Annotated in this window: 16 protein-coding genes and 1 pseudogene; 2 read left to right on the top strand and 15 right to left on the bottom strand. The window is 65.7% G+C overall.

Going from position 1 to position 19,605, the window contains the following annotated elements:
• Positions 1-73: 73 nt before the first annotated feature.
• The 15 genes from lpxC to mraZ all read right to left on the bottom strand — a co-directional run bounded on the left by lpxC (position 74) and on the right by mraZ (position 17,739).
• On the bottom strand, positions 74-985 hold the full coding sequence (lpxC, locus tag AMD14_RS04525) for a UDP-3-O-acyl-N-acetylglucosamine deacetylase (protein WP_003485269.1): 912 nt from the start codon (positions 983-985) through the stop codon (positions 74-76).
• A 236-nt stretch (positions 986-1,221) separates the two neighbouring features.
• On the bottom strand, positions 1,222-2,460 hold the full coding sequence (gene ftsZ / locus AMD14_RS04520) for a cell division protein FtsZ (protein WP_003485270.1): 1,239 nt from the start codon (positions 2,458-2,460) through the stop codon (positions 1,222-1,224).
• A gap of 291 nt (positions 2,461-2,751) precedes the next feature.
• The gene (ftsA, locus tag AMD14_RS04515) at positions 2,752-3,987 is read right to left on the bottom strand and encodes a cell division protein FtsA (RefSeq protein ID WP_003485272.1); all 1,236 of its coding nucleotides are present in this window, start codon (positions 3,985-3,987) and stop codon (positions 2,752-2,754) included.
• Positions 3,984-4,820 carry a cell division protein FtsQ/DivIB gene (locus AMD14_RS04510; RefSeq protein ID WP_003485273.1) on the bottom strand — a complete coding sequence of 279 codons (837 nt, stop codon included), beginning with the start codon at positions 4,818-4,820 and terminating at the stop codon, positions 3,984-3,986. Before AMD14_RS04510 ends, ftsA begins: the two co-directional genes overlap by 4 nt.
• A gap of 106 nt (positions 4,821-4,926) precedes the next feature.
• Complete coding sequence (locus AMD14_RS04505) at positions 4,927-5,883, bottom strand: D-alanine--D-alanine ligase (RefSeq protein ID WP_003485275.1); 957 nt, start codon at positions 5,881-5,883, stop codon at positions 4,927-4,929.
• Positions 5,880-7,313, bottom strand: a complete 1,434-nt coding sequence (gene murC / locus AMD14_RS04500) for a UDP-N-acetylmuramate--L-alanine ligase (RefSeq protein ID WP_011050531.1) — start codon at positions 7,311-7,313, stop codon at positions 5,880-5,882. Before murC ends, AMD14_RS04505 begins: the two co-directional genes overlap by 4 nt.
• The gene (gene murG / locus AMD14_RS04495; RefSeq protein ID WP_011050530.1) at positions 7,310-8,590 is read right to left on the bottom strand and encodes an undecaprenyldiphospho-muramoylpentapeptide beta-N-acetylglucosaminyltransferase; all 1,281 of its coding nucleotides are present in this window, start codon (positions 8,588-8,590) and stop codon (positions 7,310-7,312) included. The genes murC and murG overlap by 4 nt, the downstream gene beginning before the upstream one ends.
• Positions 8,587-9,963 carry a putative lipid II flippase FtsW gene (gene ftsW, locus AMD14_RS04490; protein WP_011050529.1) on the bottom strand — a complete coding sequence of 459 codons (1,377 nt, stop codon included), beginning with the start codon at positions 9,961-9,963 and terminating at the stop codon, positions 8,587-8,589. Before ftsW ends, murG begins: the two co-directional genes overlap by 4 nt.
• The gene (gene mraY, locus AMD14_RS04485; RefSeq protein ID WP_003485285.1) at positions 9,963-11,048 is read right to left on the bottom strand and encodes a phospho-N-acetylmuramoyl-pentapeptide-transferase; all 1,086 of its coding nucleotides are present in this window, start codon (positions 11,046-11,048) and stop codon (positions 9,963-9,965) included. Before mraY ends, ftsW begins: the two co-directional genes overlap by 1 nt.
• Positions 11,038-12,549, bottom strand: coding sequence for a UDP-N-acetylmuramoyl-tripeptide--D-alanyl-D-alanine ligase (locus tag AMD14_RS04480; protein ID WP_011050528.1), 1,512 nt, complete (start codon positions 12,547-12,549; stop codon positions 11,038-11,040). Before AMD14_RS04480 ends, mraY begins: the two co-directional genes overlap by 11 nt.
• Positions 12,546-14,021: a UDP-N-acetylmuramoyl-L-alanyl-D-glutamate--2,6-diaminopimelate ligase gene (locus AMD14_RS04475; RefSeq protein ID WP_015472572.1), complete on the bottom strand. Its 1,476-nt coding sequence runs from the start codon at positions 14,019-14,021 to the stop codon at positions 12,546-12,548. Before AMD14_RS04475 ends, AMD14_RS04480 begins: the two co-directional genes overlap by 4 nt.
• Positions 14,022-14,029: 8 nt before the next feature.
• Positions 14,030-15,898: a peptidoglycan D,D-transpeptidase FtsI family protein gene (locus AMD14_RS04470; protein WP_003485291.1), complete on the bottom strand. Its 1,869-nt coding sequence runs from the start codon at positions 15,896-15,898 to the stop codon at positions 14,030-14,032.
• 52 nt (positions 15,899-15,950) lie between these two features.
• Complete coding sequence (ftsL, locus tag AMD14_RS04465) at positions 15,951-16,214, bottom strand: cell division protein FtsL (RefSeq protein WP_005910928.1); 264 nt, start codon at positions 16,212-16,214, stop codon at positions 15,951-15,953.
• Positions 16,211-17,269 carry a 16S rRNA (cytosine(1402)-N(4))-methyltransferase RsmH gene (rsmH, locus tag AMD14_RS04460; RefSeq protein WP_003485294.1) on the bottom strand — a complete coding sequence of 353 codons (1,059 nt, stop codon included), beginning with the start codon at positions 17,267-17,269 and terminating at the stop codon, positions 16,211-16,213. The genes ftsL and rsmH overlap by 4 nt, the downstream gene beginning before the upstream one ends.
• A 14-nt stretch (positions 17,270-17,283) precedes the next feature.
• Positions 17,284-17,739: a division/cell wall cluster transcriptional repressor MraZ gene (gene mraZ / locus AMD14_RS04455; RefSeq protein WP_005910933.1), complete on the bottom strand. Its 456-nt coding sequence runs from the start codon at positions 17,737-17,739 to the stop codon at positions 17,284-17,286.
• Between the two features lie 315 nt (positions 17,740-18,054).
• Between mraZ and AMD14_RS04450 the strand changes: the two genes are divergently transcribed.
• Both AMD14_RS04450 and AMD14_RS25535 read left to right on the top strand, forming a co-directional pair.
• Positions 18,055-18,822: an NRDE family protein gene (locus tag AMD14_RS04450; RefSeq protein ID WP_003485298.1), complete on the top strand. Its 768-nt coding sequence runs from the start codon at positions 18,055-18,057 to the stop codon at positions 18,820-18,822.
• 37 nt (positions 18,823-18,859) lie between these two features.
• Positions 18,860-19,097: pseudogene (locus AMD14_RS25535) on the top strand (type II toxin-antitoxin system CcdA family antitoxin); the annotation flags it as partial.
• Positions 19,098-19,605 lie beyond the last annotated feature (508 nt).

Here is a 19,605-nt window from a genome sequence, read left to right as displayed (position 1 = left end):
AATAAATGTTAAGAACGGGCCCGAAATACGACCTGGTTCACACTTCGAACGTCGACCAGGGCATTCCCTGACATCAAGCGTAGACAGGGCTGGCGTAGGTTACCGGCGGCTGCTCGGTGCCTTCCGGGAAGCTGACCCATTCCCAGGCGGCCTGGTCGGCCAACAGCGCACGCACCAGTTTGTTGTTGAGGGCGTGGCCGGATTTGAAGCCTTCGTAGGCGCCGAGGATGGCGCCGCCAGCCAGATACAGGTCGCCGATGGCGTCCAGAATCTTGTGCCGCACGAATTCGTTGGTGTAACGCAGGCCGTCCTCGTTGAGCACGCGGAACTCGTCCAGCACGATGGCATTGTCCATCGAGCCGCCCAGGCCCAGATTGCGCTCGCGCATGTACTCGAGGTCGCGCATGAACCCGAAGGTGCGCGCGCGCGAGATTTCCTTGACGTACGCCGAGGTGGAAAACTCGATTTCCTGGCGCGACTGCTTGGCCGGAATCATCGGGTGATTGAATTCGATGGTGAAGCCGAGCTTGTAGCCTTCGTACGGCTCAAAGCGCGCCACCTTGTCGCCGTCGCGCACTTCCACCGTCTGCGTGATCCGGATGAAGCGCTTGGGCTTGCTCTGTTCGACGATGCCTGCCGACTGCAGCAGGAATACGAACGGGCCGGACGAGCCATCCATGATCGGCAACTCGGCCGAGGACAGTTCGACGATGACGTTGTCCACACCCAGGCCCGCCAACGCGGACATCAGATGTTCGACGGTCTGGATCTTGGCGCCGTTGCAGGTCAGCCCGGTGCACAGCGTGGTCTCGGTGACCAGTTCGGCATCTGCGGGGACTTCGACGACCGGTTCCAGGTCCACCCGTCGGAACACCACGCCATGATCGACCGGAGCCGGCCGTAACGTCATGTACACCTTGTCGCCGCTGTGCAGGCCGACGCCGGTGGCGCGAATGGTGTTCTTGAGAGTGCGTTGCTGGGTCATATGCGAAGTCTGGATGAACAATGCAGACAGACGCTGAACCGGCTGTCTATTCCGCTGAGATTATCCGAATTTTAACAAGTCGCGCGTGACGGCAACCGTAATCAGTCAGTCACGCGATGGCAAAAGCTGCCGGATCGGCACCGATCCGGCAGAAATGACATGACATGGTGGTGCAACCCGAAGCGGGCTTCGGGGTAGGACGGGCTACGTCACCGTGGCGACGCAGCCGACGCTCCTCAGTCGGCCTGGCGGCGCAGGAACGCCGGGATATCCAGGTAATCGTTGGGCAGGTCTGCCGCCGGCGTCGAGGAGCCACCGCTGTTGTGGCTGCCGCTGCCGACCGAGTCGCTGCTCGGACGGCGCAGGCCCAGCCCCATGCTGCCGCCGACGGCCTTGGACACCGCATCGCCGCTGGTGGTGTCGAAATCGCCGAATTCCGGCTGGCCGGTGGTGGCATTGCGCACCAACTTGATCGGTGCGCGCTGGTCTGGACGCTGGGTCTGACGGGCAACCGCACGGTTCAGGCCGGTGGCCACCACCGTCACGCGCACTTCGTCCTGCATGTCCGGGTCGAGCACGGTACCGACGACCACGGTGGCGTCTTCCGACGCGAAGGCCTCGATGGTGCGGCCGATCTCGTCGAACTCGGACATGGTGAAGTCCGGGCCGGCGGTGATGTTGACCAGGATGCCATTGGCACCGGCCAAGTTCACATCGTCCAGCAGCGGGTTCTGGATGGCGGCTTCGGCAGCGGCCTGCGCGCGATCGTCGCCGCGGGCCGAACCGGTGCCCATCATGGCCAGACCCATTTCCGACATCACGGTGCGCACGTCGGCGAAGTCGACGTTGATCAGGCCGGGGCGCACGATCAGGTCGGCGATGCCCTGCACGGCGCCCTGCAGCACGTCGTTGGCAGCGCGGAACGCCTGGATCATGGTGGCGTTACGGCCCAGCACGGTGATCAGCTTTTCATTGGGGATGGTGATCAGCGAGTCGCAATGCTGGCTCAGTTCCTCGATGCCCTTCAGCGCCACCTGCATGCGACGACGGCCTTCGAACGGGAATGGCTTGGTGACCACGGCCACGGTCAGGATGCCCATTTCCTTGGCCAGCTGCGCCACCACCGGCGCGGCGCCGGTGCCGGTGCCGCCGCCCATGCCGGCGGTGATGAAGACCATGTCCGCACCCTGCAGCGCGTCCATGATGCGCTCGCGATCTTCCAGCGCGGCCTGACGGCCGACTTCCGGATTCGCGCCTGCGCCCAGGCCCTTGGTGACGTTGGTGCCGAGCTGCAGCTGCAGCTTGGCGCCGCAGTTCTTGATCGCCTGCGAGTCGGTGTTGGCGGTGATGAATTCCACGCCATCGACGTTGGTGTTGACCATGTGCGCGACGGCATTGCCACCGCCGCCGCCGACACCCACCACCTTGATGACCGCGTTGGGAGCCATTTTTTCAATCAGTTCGAAATGTGCCATGTCAGTGTCCTCTTTAGATGCCGTGAATGGGGAATCGGGAATGGGGAATCGGATTGCTCCGTTCGCCAGCCCAACACCCGCATGTCGGCGAATGTTGTTGTTTGAATGCCGGGAATGGGAAGTTGGAAATGGGGAATCGCAACAGCGAATCACCTCCACGCCAACCACTGCTTCCTCGACGGAACCGCAAAAAAAACTACGCCTTGCCCGCTCTCACCGCTCTCCACTCAAATCTGCCGCAACCGCTTTGCCTTTGCTTCAACCAATTCTCGAATCCCGATTCCCGGTTCTTCAGAATTCCCCGCGATACCAATTCTTCAATTTCTTGAACAAGCTGCCTGCGCGCCCGGTCGGAATCGATGGCCGGCGCGGGTGTTCGATCTGGCTGCCCATCAGCAACAGGCCAACGCCGGAGGCGTGCACCGGGTTGCCGACGACTTCGCCCAGGCCGGTGACGTGCTGCGGGATGCCCACGCGCACCGGCATCTGCAGCATTTCTTCGGCCAGTTCCACCACACCTTCCATCTTCGAGGCGCCACCGGTGAGCACCATGCCGGCGCGCACCATTTCCTCGAAACCGGAGCGGCGCAGTTCGGCCTGCACCATCTCGAAGATTTCTTCGTAACGGCCCTGCACTGCCTGCGCGAGCGCATGCCGCGGCATGCGACGCGGCGGGCGGTCGCCCACCGACGGCACCTGGATGCTTTCTTCGGCGGTGGCCAGCTGCGCCAGCGCGCAGGCGTAGCGCACCTTGATCTGCTCGGCTTCCGGGGTGGGCGTGCGCAGCATGTGCGCGATGTCGTTGGTGACGTGGTCGCCGGCGATCGGCAGCGAGGCGGTGTGGCAGATCGCGCCCTGCACGTAGACCGCAAGGTCGGTGGTGCCGGCGCCGATATCCACCAGCACCACGCCCAGCTCGCGTTCGTCGGCGGTCAACACCGCCACCGACGATGCCAGCGACGACAGCACCAGATCGTCGACCTGCAGGCCGCACTTCTGCACGCACTTGGTGATGTTGGCCGCCGCCGACTGCGCGCACACCACCAGGTGCGCATGCACCTCCAGGCGCACGCCGGTCATGCCGACCGGGTTGCGGATGCCTTCCTGCGAATCGTCCAGCACGTACTCGCGCGGAATCGCATGCAGGATGCGCTGATCGGCCGGAATGGCCACGGCCTTGGCGGCATCGAGCACGCGCTCCAGATCGCTCCAGGTCACTTCGCCATCGCGGATCGGCACGATGCCGGGCGAGTTCTTGCACTGCACGTGGTTGCCGGAAATCGAGGCGTACACCGAGCGGATCTCGCAACCGGCCATCAGCTCGGCCTCTTCCACTGCACGCTGGATCGACTGCACGGTGGATTCGATGTCCACCACCACGCCGCGCTTGAGACCGCGCGATTCATGCGAACCGATGCCGATCACTTCGATCGGATTGCCGGGCGAGTACTCGCCGACCAGCGCGACGACCTTGGAAGTGCCGATGTCCAGTCCAACGATGAGGGATTTGTCGCCTTTGCGATTCATGTCTTAAAGCCGGGAATAGCGAATGGGGAATGGGGAATGGTCAACAGCGGTGCACGAATGCGGGGAGTTTCGAGGACAAGTGGGTGAGGCGCGGCGGGTGACGCCGGCTTGGGTTTCTTCTCCATTCCCGATTCCCCACTCTCCATTCGCCGTTCGACCGTGAATCCGTTGGTGTAGCGCAGGTCGGCGCGGGCGATCGGACGCTGTGGGTCGGACAGCTGCGGCAGCACGCGTGCGAAGCGCTGCAGCCGTGCGCGTGCATCGTCGCGGCCGACCACGATCTGCACGCCATTGCTCAGCCCCAGCGACCAGCTGCCGCGCGCGTCCATCTCAAGACGCTCCACATCCAGCCCGGTCGGTGCGAACAGGGCGCGTGATTCGTTGTACAGCGCCACCACATCCTGGGTCTTGCTGTCTGGACCACCCAGCTGCGGCAACTTGAAATCCTTCAACAGCGGCGGGGTGCGAAACAGCCGGCCCTGCTCGGACAGCATGCGGTCGGTGCCCCAGCGCGCGAACGGCTTGTGCTCGGTCACATGCACTTCCAGTACATCCGGCCAGCGCTTGCGCACCTGCGCACTTTCCACCCACGGCAAACGCGCGATGGCATCCTGCGCCTGCTGCAATTTCACCGCGAAGAAGCCGGCACGCGCATACGGCAACACCACTGCACGCAACTCTTCGGCCGGCACCCGCTTGAAGTCGCCGGACACACGCAACTTCGCCAACGGCCAGCGCTCGGCACCGACCCAGCCATTGAGCACGGCCACCACCGGCAGCGCGACCAACGCCAGCGCGAGCAACCAGGCCAGGATGCGCAGGGTGGCGTTCATTGGCGCGCTCCGCACACGGGAATTGGGAGTCGGGAATAGGGAATCGCAACGGCAACAGCGCATCCGCTGTTACCCATTCCCGATTCACGATTCACGATTCCCGGCTTCATAGCGTCTGCTCCAGCACGCGCCAGACCAGCGTTTCGAAATCGATGCCGAGCTGGCGGGCGGCCTTGGGCACCAGCGAGTGGCTGGTCATGCCGGGAGCGGTGTTGACTTCGAGCAGATACAGCTGGCCACTGCTGCCATCACGCATCACGTCCACGCGGCCCCAGCCACGGCAGCCGGCAGCGCGGAAGGCGTCCAGCGCGAGTTGGCGGATCTGCGCTTCGGCCTCGCCTTCCAGCCCCGGGCACAGGTATTGCGTGTCGTCGGCGATGTACTTGGCGTTGTAGTCGTACCACTGGCCCTTGGGCACGATGCGGATCGACGGCAACGCGGTGTCGCCGAGCACGGCCACGGTGAGTTCGTCGCCTTCGATCAGTTGCTCCATCAGCAGCGCGCCGTCGTAGCGCGCCGCCAGGGTCACCGCTTCTTCGAGCTGGGCCTGGTCGAACACGCGGCTGACGCCGACGCTGGAACCTTCATTGGCCGGCTTGACGATGATCGGCAACCCGATCTGGCGTGCAGCGGCATGAATGTCCTCGGCGCTCGCGCCAGCGGCCAGCCGCGCATAGCGCGGGGTCGACAGGCCCAGCGACAACCACACCTGCTTGGTGCGGATTTTGTCCATGCTCAGCGCCGAACCCAGCACATCCGAGCCGGTATATGGCACGCCGAAGGCTTCCATCAGGCCCTGCACGATGCCGTCTTCGCCGCCGCCGTTATGTCCGTGCAGCACGTTGAACACGCGATCGAACTGCTGCGCGACCAATGCCTTGGCCAAGGCCGGAATGCCATCAACCGGCTGCGCATCCACGCCGCGTGCGCGCAGCGCGTCCAGCACGTTGCCGCCGGAATTCAACGACACCTCGCGCTCGGACGAGGTGCCGCCGAGCAGTACGGCGACGCGGCCAAAGGCAGCCGGATCGCTGGTGCGGGCGTTGCCGACCAACGCGCTCATGCCGGTTCTCCGACAAACCCGTTGTTGATGATGTGCTGGGCCACATAACCGATATCGCCGGCGCCCATCATCAACAGCAGATCGCCGTCCTGCAGGACGTCCGGCAACACTTCGGCAAGACCGGCGATCTGGCCGACCACCACCGGTTCGCTGCGGCCGCGCGCACGGATGGCGCGCGCCAGTGCGCGCGAGTCGGCGCCCGGAATCGGCGCTTCGCCGGCGGGGTAGACCTCGCTCAGCACCAACGCGTCGACCGTGCTGAGCACCGCGGCAAAGGCGTCGAACTGATCGCGGGTGCGGCTATAGCGGTGCGGCTGGAAGGCGACGACCAGACGCTTGTCCGGCCAGCCGCCACGTGCTGCAGCGAACACGGCTTCGAGTTCGCGCGGGTGATGGCCGTAATCGTCGACCACGCGCACGCGCGCACCGGTGCTGGTGGTGACTTCGCCCAGATCGTTGAACCGACGGCCGATGCCGGCAAAGTTTTCCAGCGCGCGCGCAATGGTGTCCGGCGCCACGCCGAGCTGCCAGCCGATTGCGGCAGCCGCCAGCGCATTGAGCACGTTGTGGCGGCCCGGCAGTGCAAGCGTCACCGGGGTGGTGGTGCCTTCGGGCAGGCGCAGCGTAAAACGCATGCACGGGCCGTCCTGCACCACATCTTCGGCGCGCACGTCGGCGTTTTCGCTCATGCCGTAGCTCATCACGTGGCGCGGCGTCTTGCCGGCCAGTGCAGCCACTTCCGGGTCGTCGATGCACAGCAACGCCAGGCCGTAGAACGGCAGGCGCTGCAGGAATTCGGCGAATGCGGCCTGCACGCGGGCGAAATCGTTGCCGTAGTTTTCCAGGTGATCCGCATCGATGTTGGTGATGACCGCCATCAATGGATTCAGGCGCAGGAAGCTGCCATCGCTCTCGTCCGCTTCGGCGACCAACCATTGGCCGCCACCGAGCTTGGCGTTGGCGCCTGCAGCCAGCAGCTGCCCGCCGATCACGAACGTCGGGTCCAACCCGCCTTCGCTCAGCACCGCAGCCGCCAGGCTGGTGGTGGTGGTCTTGCCATGCGTGCCGGCCACCGCAATGCCGCGACGGAAACGCATCAGCTCGGCCAGCATCGCCGCGCGCGGCATGATCGGAATGCGCTGGCTGCGCGCTTCCATCAGCTCGGGATTGTCTTCGCGGATGGCGCTGGACACCACCACGCAATCGGTGCCCAGCACGTTGGCCGCCGAATGGCCGCGCATCACGCGCGCACCCAGCTTGGCCAGCCGGCGCGTGGCCGCGTTGTCGGCGTTGTCCGAGCCGGACACTTCATAGCCCAGCGTCAACATCACCTCGGCAATGCCGCTCATGCCGGTACCGCCGATGCCGACGAAATGCACGCGCGGGAACGCCCGCACCAGATCGCCACTGTCTTGCAGACGGCGGATCACCGGGCACCTCCAGTGGAGGTGCGAATCGGGAATCGGGAATCGGGAATGGTGTGGAGCTGAGCGCCAGCGGCGACGGAAACTTGGTCGGTGCGCTTGTCTGCGTGCATCAATGTGCGTTCCTGCGGTTGTTCTGAGCTGTGTCCATTCCCCATTCCCGATGGACCATTCCCTGCCTCTTGAAGAATGATGTCGGCGATGCGCTCGGCGGCGTCCGGTTTGGCCAGGGTGCGGGCAGCGTTGGCCATTGAGAGGCGACGTGCCGGGTCGGCGAGCAGGGTCTGCAGTACCTGCTGCAAGCGCACTGGCAGGCTGTCGTCCTGCTTGAGCAGCACGGCGGCGTTGGCGCCGACCAGGTATTCGGCATTGCGGGTTTGATGATCGTCGACGGCGGCGGCAAACGGCACCAGCACGCTGCCGACACCGGCGGCGCACAGTTCGGCCAGGGTGGACGCGCCGGCGCGGCATACCACCAGATCTGCCCAGGCATAGGCAGCGGCCATGTCGGCAATGAAGGGTTCGACGCTGGCGTTGACGCCTGCCTGTGCATAGGCCGCTTCGGCTTCGGCGCGCAGCTTTTCGCCGCACTGATGGCGCACCTCGACCTCAGAATGGCCGAGTGCGACCAGCGCAGCCGGCAGCGCCTGATTCAACACGCGCGCGCCCTGGCTGCCGCCTAGTACCAGCACGCGTACCGGGCCGGTGCGACCGAACAAACGATCGGCCGGCGCAGGCAATGCCGCGATTTCCGCGCGCACCGGGTTGCCCACCGCTTCTTCGCCAACGAAGCTGCCCGGAAAACCGGTCAGCACGCGGCGCGCGAAACGCGACAACACCTTGTTGGTCATGCCGGGTGCGCGATTCTGTTCGTGCACCAGCAATGGCGCACCGAGCAGGCGCGCGGCCAGGCCGCCCGGGCCGGCCGCAAAGCCGCCAAAGCTGATCACCGCACGCGGCTGGCGCTTGCGCAGCACGAAGCCGGCAGCGCGCACCGCGCGCATCACCCGCACCGGCGCACCGAGCAACTTCACCACGCCCTTGCCGCGCAAGCCGCTGATGGCCAGCGTATCGATGGGAATATCGTGCTGCGGCACCAGGCGGGTTTCCATGGCGCCATCGGCGCCCAACCAGGTCACCGGCACGCCCCGCGCGCGCAGCACCTTGGCCACGGCCAAGCCCGGGAAGATGTGCCCGCCGGTGCCGCCGGCCAGAATCATGACCGGCCGCAGCACCGCAGATGGCTGTGCGTGCGCTTGCGCGGCATTGGCAGAAACGCTCACGCAATCCTCCCGAACGTCGGTTCCACACGCGGTTGCATGCGGCTGGTGCCGCGCAGGATGGCCGACGCCGGCGCTACGTAGGCGGCGCCAACCGATGCGGCGGCCGGTGCGGGCGCGACGGCAGTGTCGCGCTGCGGCTTGTGCGCAGGCGCGTACGCCGGCGGCACCGAATCGACCACCGGCTCGGCCGGCTCAGCTGGCGAGCTGGCCGCGCCCTGCGGAGACAACTTGCTGCGCAGGCGCTCGGCACGATCGGCCTCGTAGGACACACGCAGCAGCACGCCCATCGCAAGGCAGGTCATCAGCACCGACGAGCCACCTGACGAAATCAGTGGCAGGGTCAGCCCCTTGGTCGGCAGGATGCCCAGGTTGACGCCGATCGACACGAAGCTCTGCATCGCGATCCACAGGCCGATGCCGAAAGCGATGTAGCCGGAGAAATGCCGCTTCATTTCCACGCAGCGCATGCCCAGCCAGAAGGCGCGACCGACCAGCAGCGCGTATAGCCCGATCACGCCGCACACGCCCACAAAGCCCAGTTCCTCGGCGATCACCGAGAAGATGAAGTCGGTATGCGATTCGGGCAGGTAGTTGAGCTTCTGTACCGAAGCGCCCAGGCCCACGCCGGTCCACTGGCCGCGGCCGATGGCCATCAGCGCGTTGGACAGCTGGTAACCGGAGCCCAGCTGATCTACCCACGGGTCCATGAAGGAGGTCACGCGCCGCATGCGGTATGGCTCGAAGATCACCAATGCCACCAGGGCCGGCAGCAACAGCAGGATCGGCAGGATGATGCGCCCGATCGGCGCACCGCCCAGCACGAGCATGCAGGCGGTCACGCTCAGCAGCAGCATCGAGGAGCCGAAGTCCGGCTGCAGCAGCAACAGGCCGACCAGGAAGCCGACCACGAATACCGGTTTGAGCATCGCCTGCCAGGTCGCGTTGACCTCGTCGCGGAAACGCACCAGATAGCTCGCCAGCCAGATGATGTAGAACACCTTCACCGATTCGACCACCTGGAACCGCGATACGCCCAGGTTGATCCAGCGCTTGGCGCCATTGACGGTGCTGCCCAGGCCAGGCACGAACACCACCACGAGCAGCACAAAGCAGGCCAGCAACAACATCTGGTTGTGCTGTTCGATGGTCTTGAGCTCGGTGCGCATCGCCCAGAACGCCAGCGCGATGCCGCCCCCCAGGAATAGTAGGTGGCGGGTCAGGTAGTAGAACGGGCTGGCTTCCAGCTCGATCGAGCTGGACGCCACCATCACCACACCCAGCGACGCGAGCGTGACTGCGGCCCCGAGCAGCCACGGGTCGTAGCGGCCGCCGATGGCGTCCAGTCGTGTTGCCTGGCGGGACATGTCGTTCATCAGCGCACCTTCAACGTGGCAAGGCCGATCAGCACCAGCACCACCGAAATGATCCAGAAGCGCACGATCACGCGCGGCTCCGGCCAACCCTTGAGCTCGAAATGGTGGTGGATCGGCGCCATGCGGAATACGCGCTTGCCGGTCAGCTTGAAGCTGGCCACCTGGATCATCACCGACAGCGTTTCGATCACGAACACGCCGCCCATGATCACCAGCACCATCTCCTGACGCACGATCACCGCGATGGTGCCGAGCACTGCGCCCAGCGACAACGCGCCGATGTCGCCCATGAACACCATTGCCGGGTAGGTGTTGAACCACAGGAAGCCCAAGCCTGCCCCCGCAATCGCCGAGCAGATGATGATCAGCTCGCCGGCACCGGGAATCAGCGGAATTTTCAGGTATTCGGCGAACACCACGTTGCCGGACGCATACGCGAACACGCCCAGCGCGCAGGCCACCAGCACGGTCGGCATGATGGCCAAGCCATCCAGGCCATCGGTGAGGTTCACCGCGTTGGAGAAGCCCACGATCCAGAAGTAGGCGATCACCACGAAGCTCACGCCGGCCAGCGGCAGCGCGATCGACTTGAACATCGGGATGTAGAACGTGATCGCCGCCGGCACGTCGGCGGTGTAGTACAGGAACAAGCCAGCGGCCAGTCCGAAGATCGACTGCAGCAGATACTTCCAGCGCGACTTCAAACCATTGGGATCGCGTTTGACGATCTTGATCCAGTCGTCGTACCAGCCGATCGCACCGAAGCAGATCATCACCGCCAGCACCAACCACACGTAGCGGTTGCGCAGGTCGCCCCACAGCAGCACCGACAAGGTGACGGTGAGCAGGATCAGCGAACCGCCCATGGTCGGCGTGCCGGCCTTGGAAAAATGCGTTTGCGGGCCGTCCTGGCGGATCGGCTGGCCGCCCTTGAACTGGGCGAGCTTGCGGATCACCGCAGGGCCCATCCACAACGACAGGAACAGCGCCGTCAGCGCAGCCAAGATGCCGCGGAAGGTCAGATAGTTGAACAGCCCGAACAGGCTCTCCAGTTGCTGCAGCCAACGGGCCAACTCAAGCAGCATGGGATGCGCCCTCCGCCGATGCGAGCAGCGCGGTGACGACGCGGTCCATCGCGCTACCGCGCGAGCCCTTCACCAGGATCGTGATGGAGGCGGCACCCGAAAGAGCGGCCACAGACGGCGATTGCTGTTCTTGATTCACTGCATGTTCCTGCGTATTTCCTGATGCGTGTTGCTGCATTTGCTGTTGCTGGCTGGCGGCTCCGACCAGATCCGCCTGCAAGGCGTCGATCAACTCGGCATGCGTGGCGAACACGCGGCCACCTTCGCCGAATGCCTGCGCCGCGGCGGCGCTGAGTTCGCCCAGCGCATACAGCCGCTGCAGCTTGGCCGCACGCGCGCGACGTCCCGCCGCGGCATGCAATGCGACGCCTTCGGCACCGAGTTCGCGCATGTCGCCCAGCACCAGCCAGCCTTCGCCCTGTGCCGCGGCCAAGGCGTCGATGGCCGCATCCAGCGAGCCCGGGTTGGCGTTGTAGCTGTCGTCGATCAGTACCGCGCCATTGGGCAAGGTCTGTGCGATCTGCCGGCCGGCCACCGCGCGCGCCTGCGCCAGACCGGCCGCGATCACCGGCAAGGCGATGCCGGCACCGAGTGCAAGGCCGGTTGCCGCCAGTGCGTTGAGCACGTTGTGGCGGCCCGGCAACGGCAGCGCAATCTGTGCCTCGCCCTGCGGCGTCACCAGGGTGAACTGCGCACCGCCAGGGTGCAGACGCAGTTGCCGCGCAGTGATCTCGGCACTGGCCTGCACGCCAAAGCGCAACACGCGGCGTCCCTGCACCGGTTGGCTCTGCAACTGCTGCTCGAACCACATGCCGAATGCGTCGTCGGCGTTGATCACCGCCACACCCCCGGCGGGCAATGCGGCGTAGATGGCGCCCTTGGTCTGTGCGACGCCGAGCAAGCTGCCCAGGCGTTCCAGATGCGCGGGCGCGATGTTGTTGACCAGTGCCACATGCGGCTGCGCAATCTCGGTGAGATAGGCGATATCGCCCGGCTTGCCCGCGCCCATTTCGTAGATCGCAACGTCCGCATCGTCGGGCGCCGCAAGCACCGCCAGCGGCAGGCCGATCTCGTTGTTGCGGTTGCCCGGCGTGGCGTACACGGTGGTGCCATCCACGCGCCCGGCTTCGGTCAGGATCGACAGCAGCAGCGCCTTGACGCTGGTCTTGCCGTTGGAGCCGGTCAGCGCAAGCACACGCGTGGCGCGGTCGCGCTGCATGCCGGCGGCGATGCGCGCCAACGCCAGCTCGGTGTTGTCCACCACCACCTGCGGCACGCTCAGCGCCGGCAGCAGGCGTTCGACCAGCACACCGCTGGCACCACGCGCCACCGCCTCGGCGGCGAAGTCGTGCCCATCGAAGCGCTCGCCGCGCAGCGCCACATACAGGCTGCCGTCGGCGAGCGTGCGGGTGTCGTTGCCGACCGCATCGATCATGGCGTCGTCGCCGTGCAGCTCGCCGCCGGCCCAATGGGCAATCAACGACAGGGGCGTGAGCTTCATGGGCGCACTCCCAATACGGTCCGTGGCAGCAGCGCCTGCGCCGCCACGAGGGCGTCGTCGAAGGCATGCCGCACGCCGGCAACTTCCTGATACGGCTCGTGGCCCTTGCCGGCGATCAACACGATGTCCGATGGGCTGGCCATGCCGATGGCCTGATGGATCGCAGCAGCGCGGTCGCGCTGCACGATGGCCGCATCCGGTCGCGCGAAGCCGCGCAGGATATCGGCCACGATCGCATCGCCGTCCTCGCCCCGCGGGTTGTCGTCGGTCACGATCGCCACGTCGGCCTTGAGCTCGGCGATCGCCGCCATCTGCGGGCGCTTGCCGGTGTCGCGCTCGCCACCGCAGCCGAACACGCAGATCAGGCGGTCCTGCGCATGCGAGCGCAGGCTGCTCAATGCCTGCTCCAGCGCATCGGGCGTGTGTGCGTAATCGACCACCACCAACGGTGCGCCATGTGCGCCACCAAGGCGGTTCATGCGGCCATGGATGGGCTGCAACTGGCCGAGCACGCTGGCGATCTGCGCAGGCGCAAACTCCATCGCCCACAACGCGCCGGCCACGGCCAGCAGGTTGTCCACGTTGAAACGGCCCAGCAGCGGCGAATGCACCGGATGCACCTGGCCCCGGATATTGAGCGCGAAATTGATGCCGTTGTGGTCCAGCTGCAGTGCCTGCGCGCTCACGCTGGCGTCGGCATGCGCGCGCGAGCTCACACCGATCGCGCGCAGCGCGGGATCGAGCGCAGCGAACAGTGTGTGGCCGAACGCATCGTCCAGGTTCACCACGGCCGCTTTCAACCCCGCGCGGGCGAACAGCTTGGCCTTCGCCGCACCGTACTGCGCCATGTCGCCGTGGTAATCGAGATGGTCGCGGGTGAGATTGGTGAACACCGCCACGTCGAAATGCACCGCATCCACGCGGCCCTGATCGAGCGCGTGCGAGCTGACTTCCATTGCCACGGCCTGCGCACCGTCATCGCGCAACTGCGCCAGCAAGGCATGCGTGGGCAGCACCAGCGGCGTGGTGAAACCGGTCGGCACGGCCGCGCCATACAGACCGACGCCCAAGGTGCCAAGCGTGCCGGTGGGCGTACCGAGCAGCGTCAATGCCTGCGCCAGCAACTGCACGGTGGAGGTCTTGCCGTTGGTACCGGTGACGCCGACCATACGCATCGCCTGCGACGGCCGGCCATGGAATTGATCGGCCATCACGCCGAGGCGCGCACGCAAACCGGGCACGGCAATCGCATCGGCCGGGACCGGCAGTCCATCGGGAGCCGGCGGCTCGAACAACACCGCCGCTGCGCCATTGGCGCGCGCCTGTTCGACAAAGCCCAGACCATGCGCACCGAAACCGGCGATTGCCACGAAGGCATCGCCCGGACGCACGGCACGGCTATCCATCACCAGCCCGGACACCTGCACGTCGTGCGTCAACGCCACGTCCGGCAGCAACTGCGAGAGCGCCATGGAGCGGCTCACTGGCGGCTCTCCTGCAACGGCGCGGGCTGCGCTGGTGCGGCAGCCGGCGCAGGCGCCAGTGCGGTCGGGATGCCGGCAGAGACTTCATCCACCGGGTCCGGCACCAGCGCCGGGTCCGGATCGACCGACTGCGGCTTGACCACCGGCTGGCCGGTCTTGCCGGCAGCCTGTGCGGCCAGCCACGACTGGATATCGTCCGGCGGCACGTCCATCAAGCGCAGCGCGCCTTCCATCACGCGATGGAACACCGGCGCCGACACCAGGCCGCCGTAATACACCTTGCCTTGCGGATCGTTGATGACGATCACCGTGGCAAAGCGCGGGCGCGTGGCCGGCACCAGCCCGGCGAACAGGGCGTTGTAATGCCCGCGCTCGTAGCCGTTGGCGCCATTCTTGCGCGCCGTGCCGGTCTTGCCGGCCACGTGGTACCCCAGAATTGCCGCGCCCTTGGCGCCGCCCTGGGTGACCACGGTCTCCATCATGTCGATGACCTGGCGCGCCACTTCCGGCGTGATCACCTGACGGGTTTCGTTGTGCTGGCCGCGCACGAAGGTCGGCGGGGTGAGCTTGCCGCCGTTGCCCAGCGTGGCGTACGCCTGCGCAATCTGCAGCGGCGTCACCGACAGGCCGTAGCCGTAGGACATCGTGGTCTTGGACGGGCCGCTCCAGCGCGCCGGCTGCAGCACCACGCCGGCCGATTCGCCGGGGAACCCGCTGTGCGGCGCACTGCCGTAACCGAAGTTGCGGATCGACTGGTAGAAGGTCTGGTCCGGCACCTTGGCCGCGATCTTGGCCGCACCGATGTTCGAGCTGCGGGTGATCACGCCGGTGACGTTGAGCACGCCGTTGTTGCGCGGCACATCGCGAATGGTGAAGCGCCCCACCGACATGTAGCCGGGGTTGGTATCGATGACGGTGTCCTTGGTCACCACGCCAGCGGTCAGCGCGGTGGCCACGGTCAGCGGCTTCATCGTCGAACCCGGCTCGACCAGATCGGTGACCGCACGGTTACGGCGGGCCGACGGATTGATGCCGGTGACCGAATTGGGGTTGTAGGTAGGCAGGTTGACCATCGCCAGCACTTCGCCGGTGGCCACGTCCATCACCACCATCGAACCGCCGGCCGCGTTGTTCTCGACCAAGGCATTGCGCAGCTCCTTGTAGGCAAGGAACTGGATGCGGCGGTCGATGCTCAGCGTCAGGTCCTTGCCCGGCTGCGCCGGACGCACCAGGTCCACGCTTTCCACGATGGCGCCGCGCGCATCGCGCACCACTTTCTTGGAACCGGGCTTGCCGCGCAGCCATTCGTCGAATGCCAGCTCCAGGCCTTCCTGGCCGCGGTCGTCGATATTGGTGAAGCCCAGCACGTGGGCCATCGCCTCGCCTTGCGGATAGAAGCGACGGAACTCGCGCTGCGAGAACACGCCCGGAATCTTCAGATCGACGATCGCATGCGCCTTGTCCGGATTGATCCGGCGCTGCAGGTACATGAATTCCTTGCCGGCCTTCTGTGCCAGCTTGGCGTTCAAATCGTCCAGCGGCTGCCCCAGCGCTTTTGCCAGCTCGGGAATGCGGTCCGGGTTACGCAGCAGTTCCTGCGGATTGACCCAGATCGACTCCACCGGCGTGGACACCGCCAGCGGCTCGCCGTTGCGGTCGGTGATCATGCCGCGCGAGGTGGCGATGGGCAGTTCGCGCAGGTAACGCGCTTCGCCCTGACGCTGGTAAAAATCGCGGTTGACCAGCTGCACGTAGGCCGCGCGCCCGATCAGCGTCACCGAGCACAGGCCCAGCGCGATGCCGACCAGGGTCAGGCGACCACGGAGATTGAAATTGCTGCGGGGGCGGTTGCGGCCAGCCTTCATCGCACACCTCCCGGTGCGCAGCTGCGCCGTGCAAAGCGGCTGTGCTGCTTTGTCATGGGCGCACCACCACGATGTCGTTGGTCTCCGGGAACTTCATCCCGATGCGCGCACGCGCGACCTGGTCGACCCGGTTGCTTTCCGCCCACGTGGCCTGCTCCAGCTGCAGCCGGCCGAATTCGATATTCAATTCGTCGCGTGTGTGTTCGAGCTTGGACAACTGCACGAACAGCTTGCGATGCATATGGCGCATATACACCACACCGATCGCCGAGGCGATGCTGCAGGCAAGCAGCACGACGAGCAGCAAGCGGCTCATGCGGCGTCACCGTTCGCTGACGCCGGGAATGGGGAATCGGCAGTCGGGAATCGGGAAGCAGCGGCGCTGTTGCCTTTGCCCATTCCCGATTCCCCATTCCCCAATCCCAGCTTCTCGGCCACCCGCAACACCGCGCTGCGTGCGCGCGGGTTGACGTGCAATTCGGCGTCGTCGGCCTTGATCGCGCCGCTCACCAGTTGCAGCGTGGCCACGAACGGCTGTGCTTCGGGCAAGCGGCGGTTGCTCGGCGGCGCCTTGGCGTAGCGGGCCATGAATTGTTTGACGATGCGATCTTCCAGCGAATGGAAGCTGATCACCGCCAGCCGGCCGCCCGGCTTGAGCGCGCCCAGGGCGGCATCCAGCCCGGCTTCCAGATCGGCCAGCTCGCGGTTGATGTGGATGCGGATGGCCTGGAAGCTGCGTGTGGCCGGGTGGGTCTTGCTGTCGCCGCGCGGCATCACCGACGCGATCAGGTCGGCCAGTTGCGCGGTGCGCAGCAGCGGCTGTTCGGCGCGCCGCGCCACGATGGCGCGCGCGATACGGCGGCTCTGGCGTTCTTCGCCATAGGTCCACAGCACATCGGCGATCTCGCGGTCGCTGGCCTGCGCCAGCCACTCGGCTGCGCTCTGGCCGCTGTCCGGGTCCATGCGCATGTCCAGCGGGCCGTCCTTGCCGAAACTGAAACCGCGCCCGGCCACGTCCAGCTGCGGCGAAGACACGCCCAGATCCAGCAGGATGCCGTCGACGGTGGCGGCGGCAACCACCTGGCCGAGCCCGGCAAAACTGCCGCGATGGATGGACACGCGCGCATCGCCACCGAAGCTGTGTTCGGCCACCGCGATCGCTTCGGGGTCCTTGTCCATCACCAGCAGTCGACCTCCCGGGCCAAGGTGTTCCAGCACGCCGCGCGCGTGCCCGCCACGCCCGAACGTGCCATCCAGATACGTTCCGTTTTCGGTCACTTGCAGGCCATCCAGCACCTGCGTGTACAGCACCGGCACATGGGCCGCCGGGGACTGCGACACCGGGTGACCGGGCTGCGCTTCACCGCGCATCCGGGCACCCCGGCTCACAACCTGAGATCGAGCAATTCATCGCCCAGATCCCCGTCAGACAATGTCTGCTGGATCAGTGCGCGATGTGCCTGCTCGCTCCAGAGTTCGAACTTGTCGCCCATGCCCAGCAGCACGGCTTTTTTCTCGATGCCCACTGCATTGCGATGGCTGGCCGGAATGCTCAGACGGCCGTTGGCGTCCAGCTCGAGCACCGCCGAAGAACCCACCAGTTTCTGCTGCAGCGTGCGGACCACGCGCTGGGTATTGGGCTTGGACATCACGTCGTCGCGCACCCGCTCCCACTCCTTTTCCGCGTATAGCCACAGGCATCCGGCTTCGAACGGGTTGTAGGTGAGGACCAGACGGTTGCCGCTGACACGCGCAACGAGGTCGCGGTATGCGGTTGGCACCGCCATACGCCCCTTGTCGTCCACCGTGATGGCAGTCTCGCCCTGAAACACCGAATGCAACCTCGAATACCCGCTGGGGGATCATTGAACCACGAAAAACCACAAAACACCTGGTTTTCCCTCCGTTGCCCACCTTAGCAGCGCGTCAAAGGTTGTCAACAACTTTGAGGACCACAAATCGCCAGTCGCATCAATGAGTTGCGGCACTCTTTAGAGACTTGTTCAAAGGTTATCCACAAGTTGCTGTTTCATCTCATATTTTGAGATTGAACGGAAATTCAGGGCGGTGAAGGCCATGTAAACCCGACTGCCATCTCACTTCACATTGCGTCAGCGACGTATCTCAACTGCGCAAACAAGGTGACAATCGGCGACATGTGTCTGGTCGCTCTCGCCTGGAAAGTCCACCCGCGCTGGCGTTTGCTGCTGGCGGGCAACCGCGACGAATTCCACGAACGTCCCACTGCGGCACTGGCACGCTGGGCGGCGCCGGCCGACAACCTGCTGGCTGGCCGCGACCTGCGCTCCGGTGGCAGTTGGGTTGGCCTGGATCGGGACGGACGCGCTGCGGTGGTCACCAATGTGCGTGACCCGCTCGCCACTTCTTCGGGGCGCTCGCGCGGGCATTTGATTGCCGACTACCTGTCCGGCAGCCTGGGCGCTACCGTGTACGCCGACGCACTGGCCGGCGCCGCCCACGCGTTCCCACCTTTCAACCTGTTGCTGTGCGACGCCGACCGGTGTGAGCACCTGAGCAACCACCCGCCACTGGCGCGGCAACTGGCGGCGGGCATCCATGGCATGTCCAACGGGCCGCTGGATGCGCCGTGGCCCAAGACCGCTGCGCTGACCAAGGTGCTGCACCGCTGGTGCGCCGACGGCGACGAAGACCTGCAGCCGCTGTGGGCCGCCCTGGGCAACCCGGCCATCGCCCCCGACGCTGCGCTACCGCAGACCGGCGTGGACCTGGCGACCGAACGCCTGCTCTCGGCCGCCTTCATCAGCGGCCCCAGCTATGGCACCCGCGCCAGCACCATCGTTGCGGTGGACCATCACGGCCATGGCTTCATCCACGAACGACGCTTCGGGCCGAATGGGATTTTCCAGGGCGAGGCACGCCTGGAGATCCCTGGCTCGCGTTGACAAGCCACGCTCGTGCGCATAGCCGAGGAGTCGACGCATGAACCGCCATTACGATGTTTCTGCGCAAAAAAACCATCGAATCTGACCGCCATGCCGACCTGGCGGCGCAAGCCCGCGCGATGACCGGCAAGCTCTCGGCAAAGGTGGAAGAGTTGCTGGCCGAGTACATCGCCAAGGAACGCCACAGCCACAGCGCAGGAGCGCTTGAGCTGCAACGCGCGACAAGCGAATGGAAAGCCTTCACCGAGGCGCACGGCTCCTTCGCCGACGAGTTTCCACGCTGTGACCGACCAGCTCGATGTTCACGCCAATGTCGGCCAGAACACGAACATCCGTACGTGCTCGTCGTTCAGTCGAACATTTTCGACACCTCGCCACGCCGCGGCGGCGGCCCCTGATCCGAAAGTCCAAGCTCTTCGCCGACCCCATCCCGCTTCACCCCGGAACTCACCATCGCCGGCCACCGCGTGATCCTGCCACCCCTGGAAATGACCTCGGATGCCGCTGTCCGTGCTCAACACACCTGCCGGCACATTGAAGGACCAGGGCCAGATCATCATCGACGCCCTGGACGAGCTGTTCACCCGCTCGTTCGGCTAGCGCCAAACACGGCTGCAGGCGTGGCGAATTGCGTACCCCCATCCGCCCTTCGGGCACCTTCCCCCGCAGGCGGTGGAAGGGAGTCGATCGCATAGCGAGAGCCTCGATCCACTGGCTACCTGCCAGCCCCCTTGAGTCAAGGGGGCGCGGCGACAGCCGCGGGGATGTGGCATGCCCGGAGCG

Source organism: Xanthomonas citri pv. citri (genome assembly GCF_000961215.1).
Lineage (GTDB): Bacteria > Pseudomonadota > Gammaproteobacteria > Xanthomonadales > Xanthomonadaceae > Xanthomonas > Xanthomonas cissicola.
The sequence above is the reverse complement of the archived record's forward strand: the minus strand, read 5'-3'. Positions and strand labels throughout refer to the sequence as shown.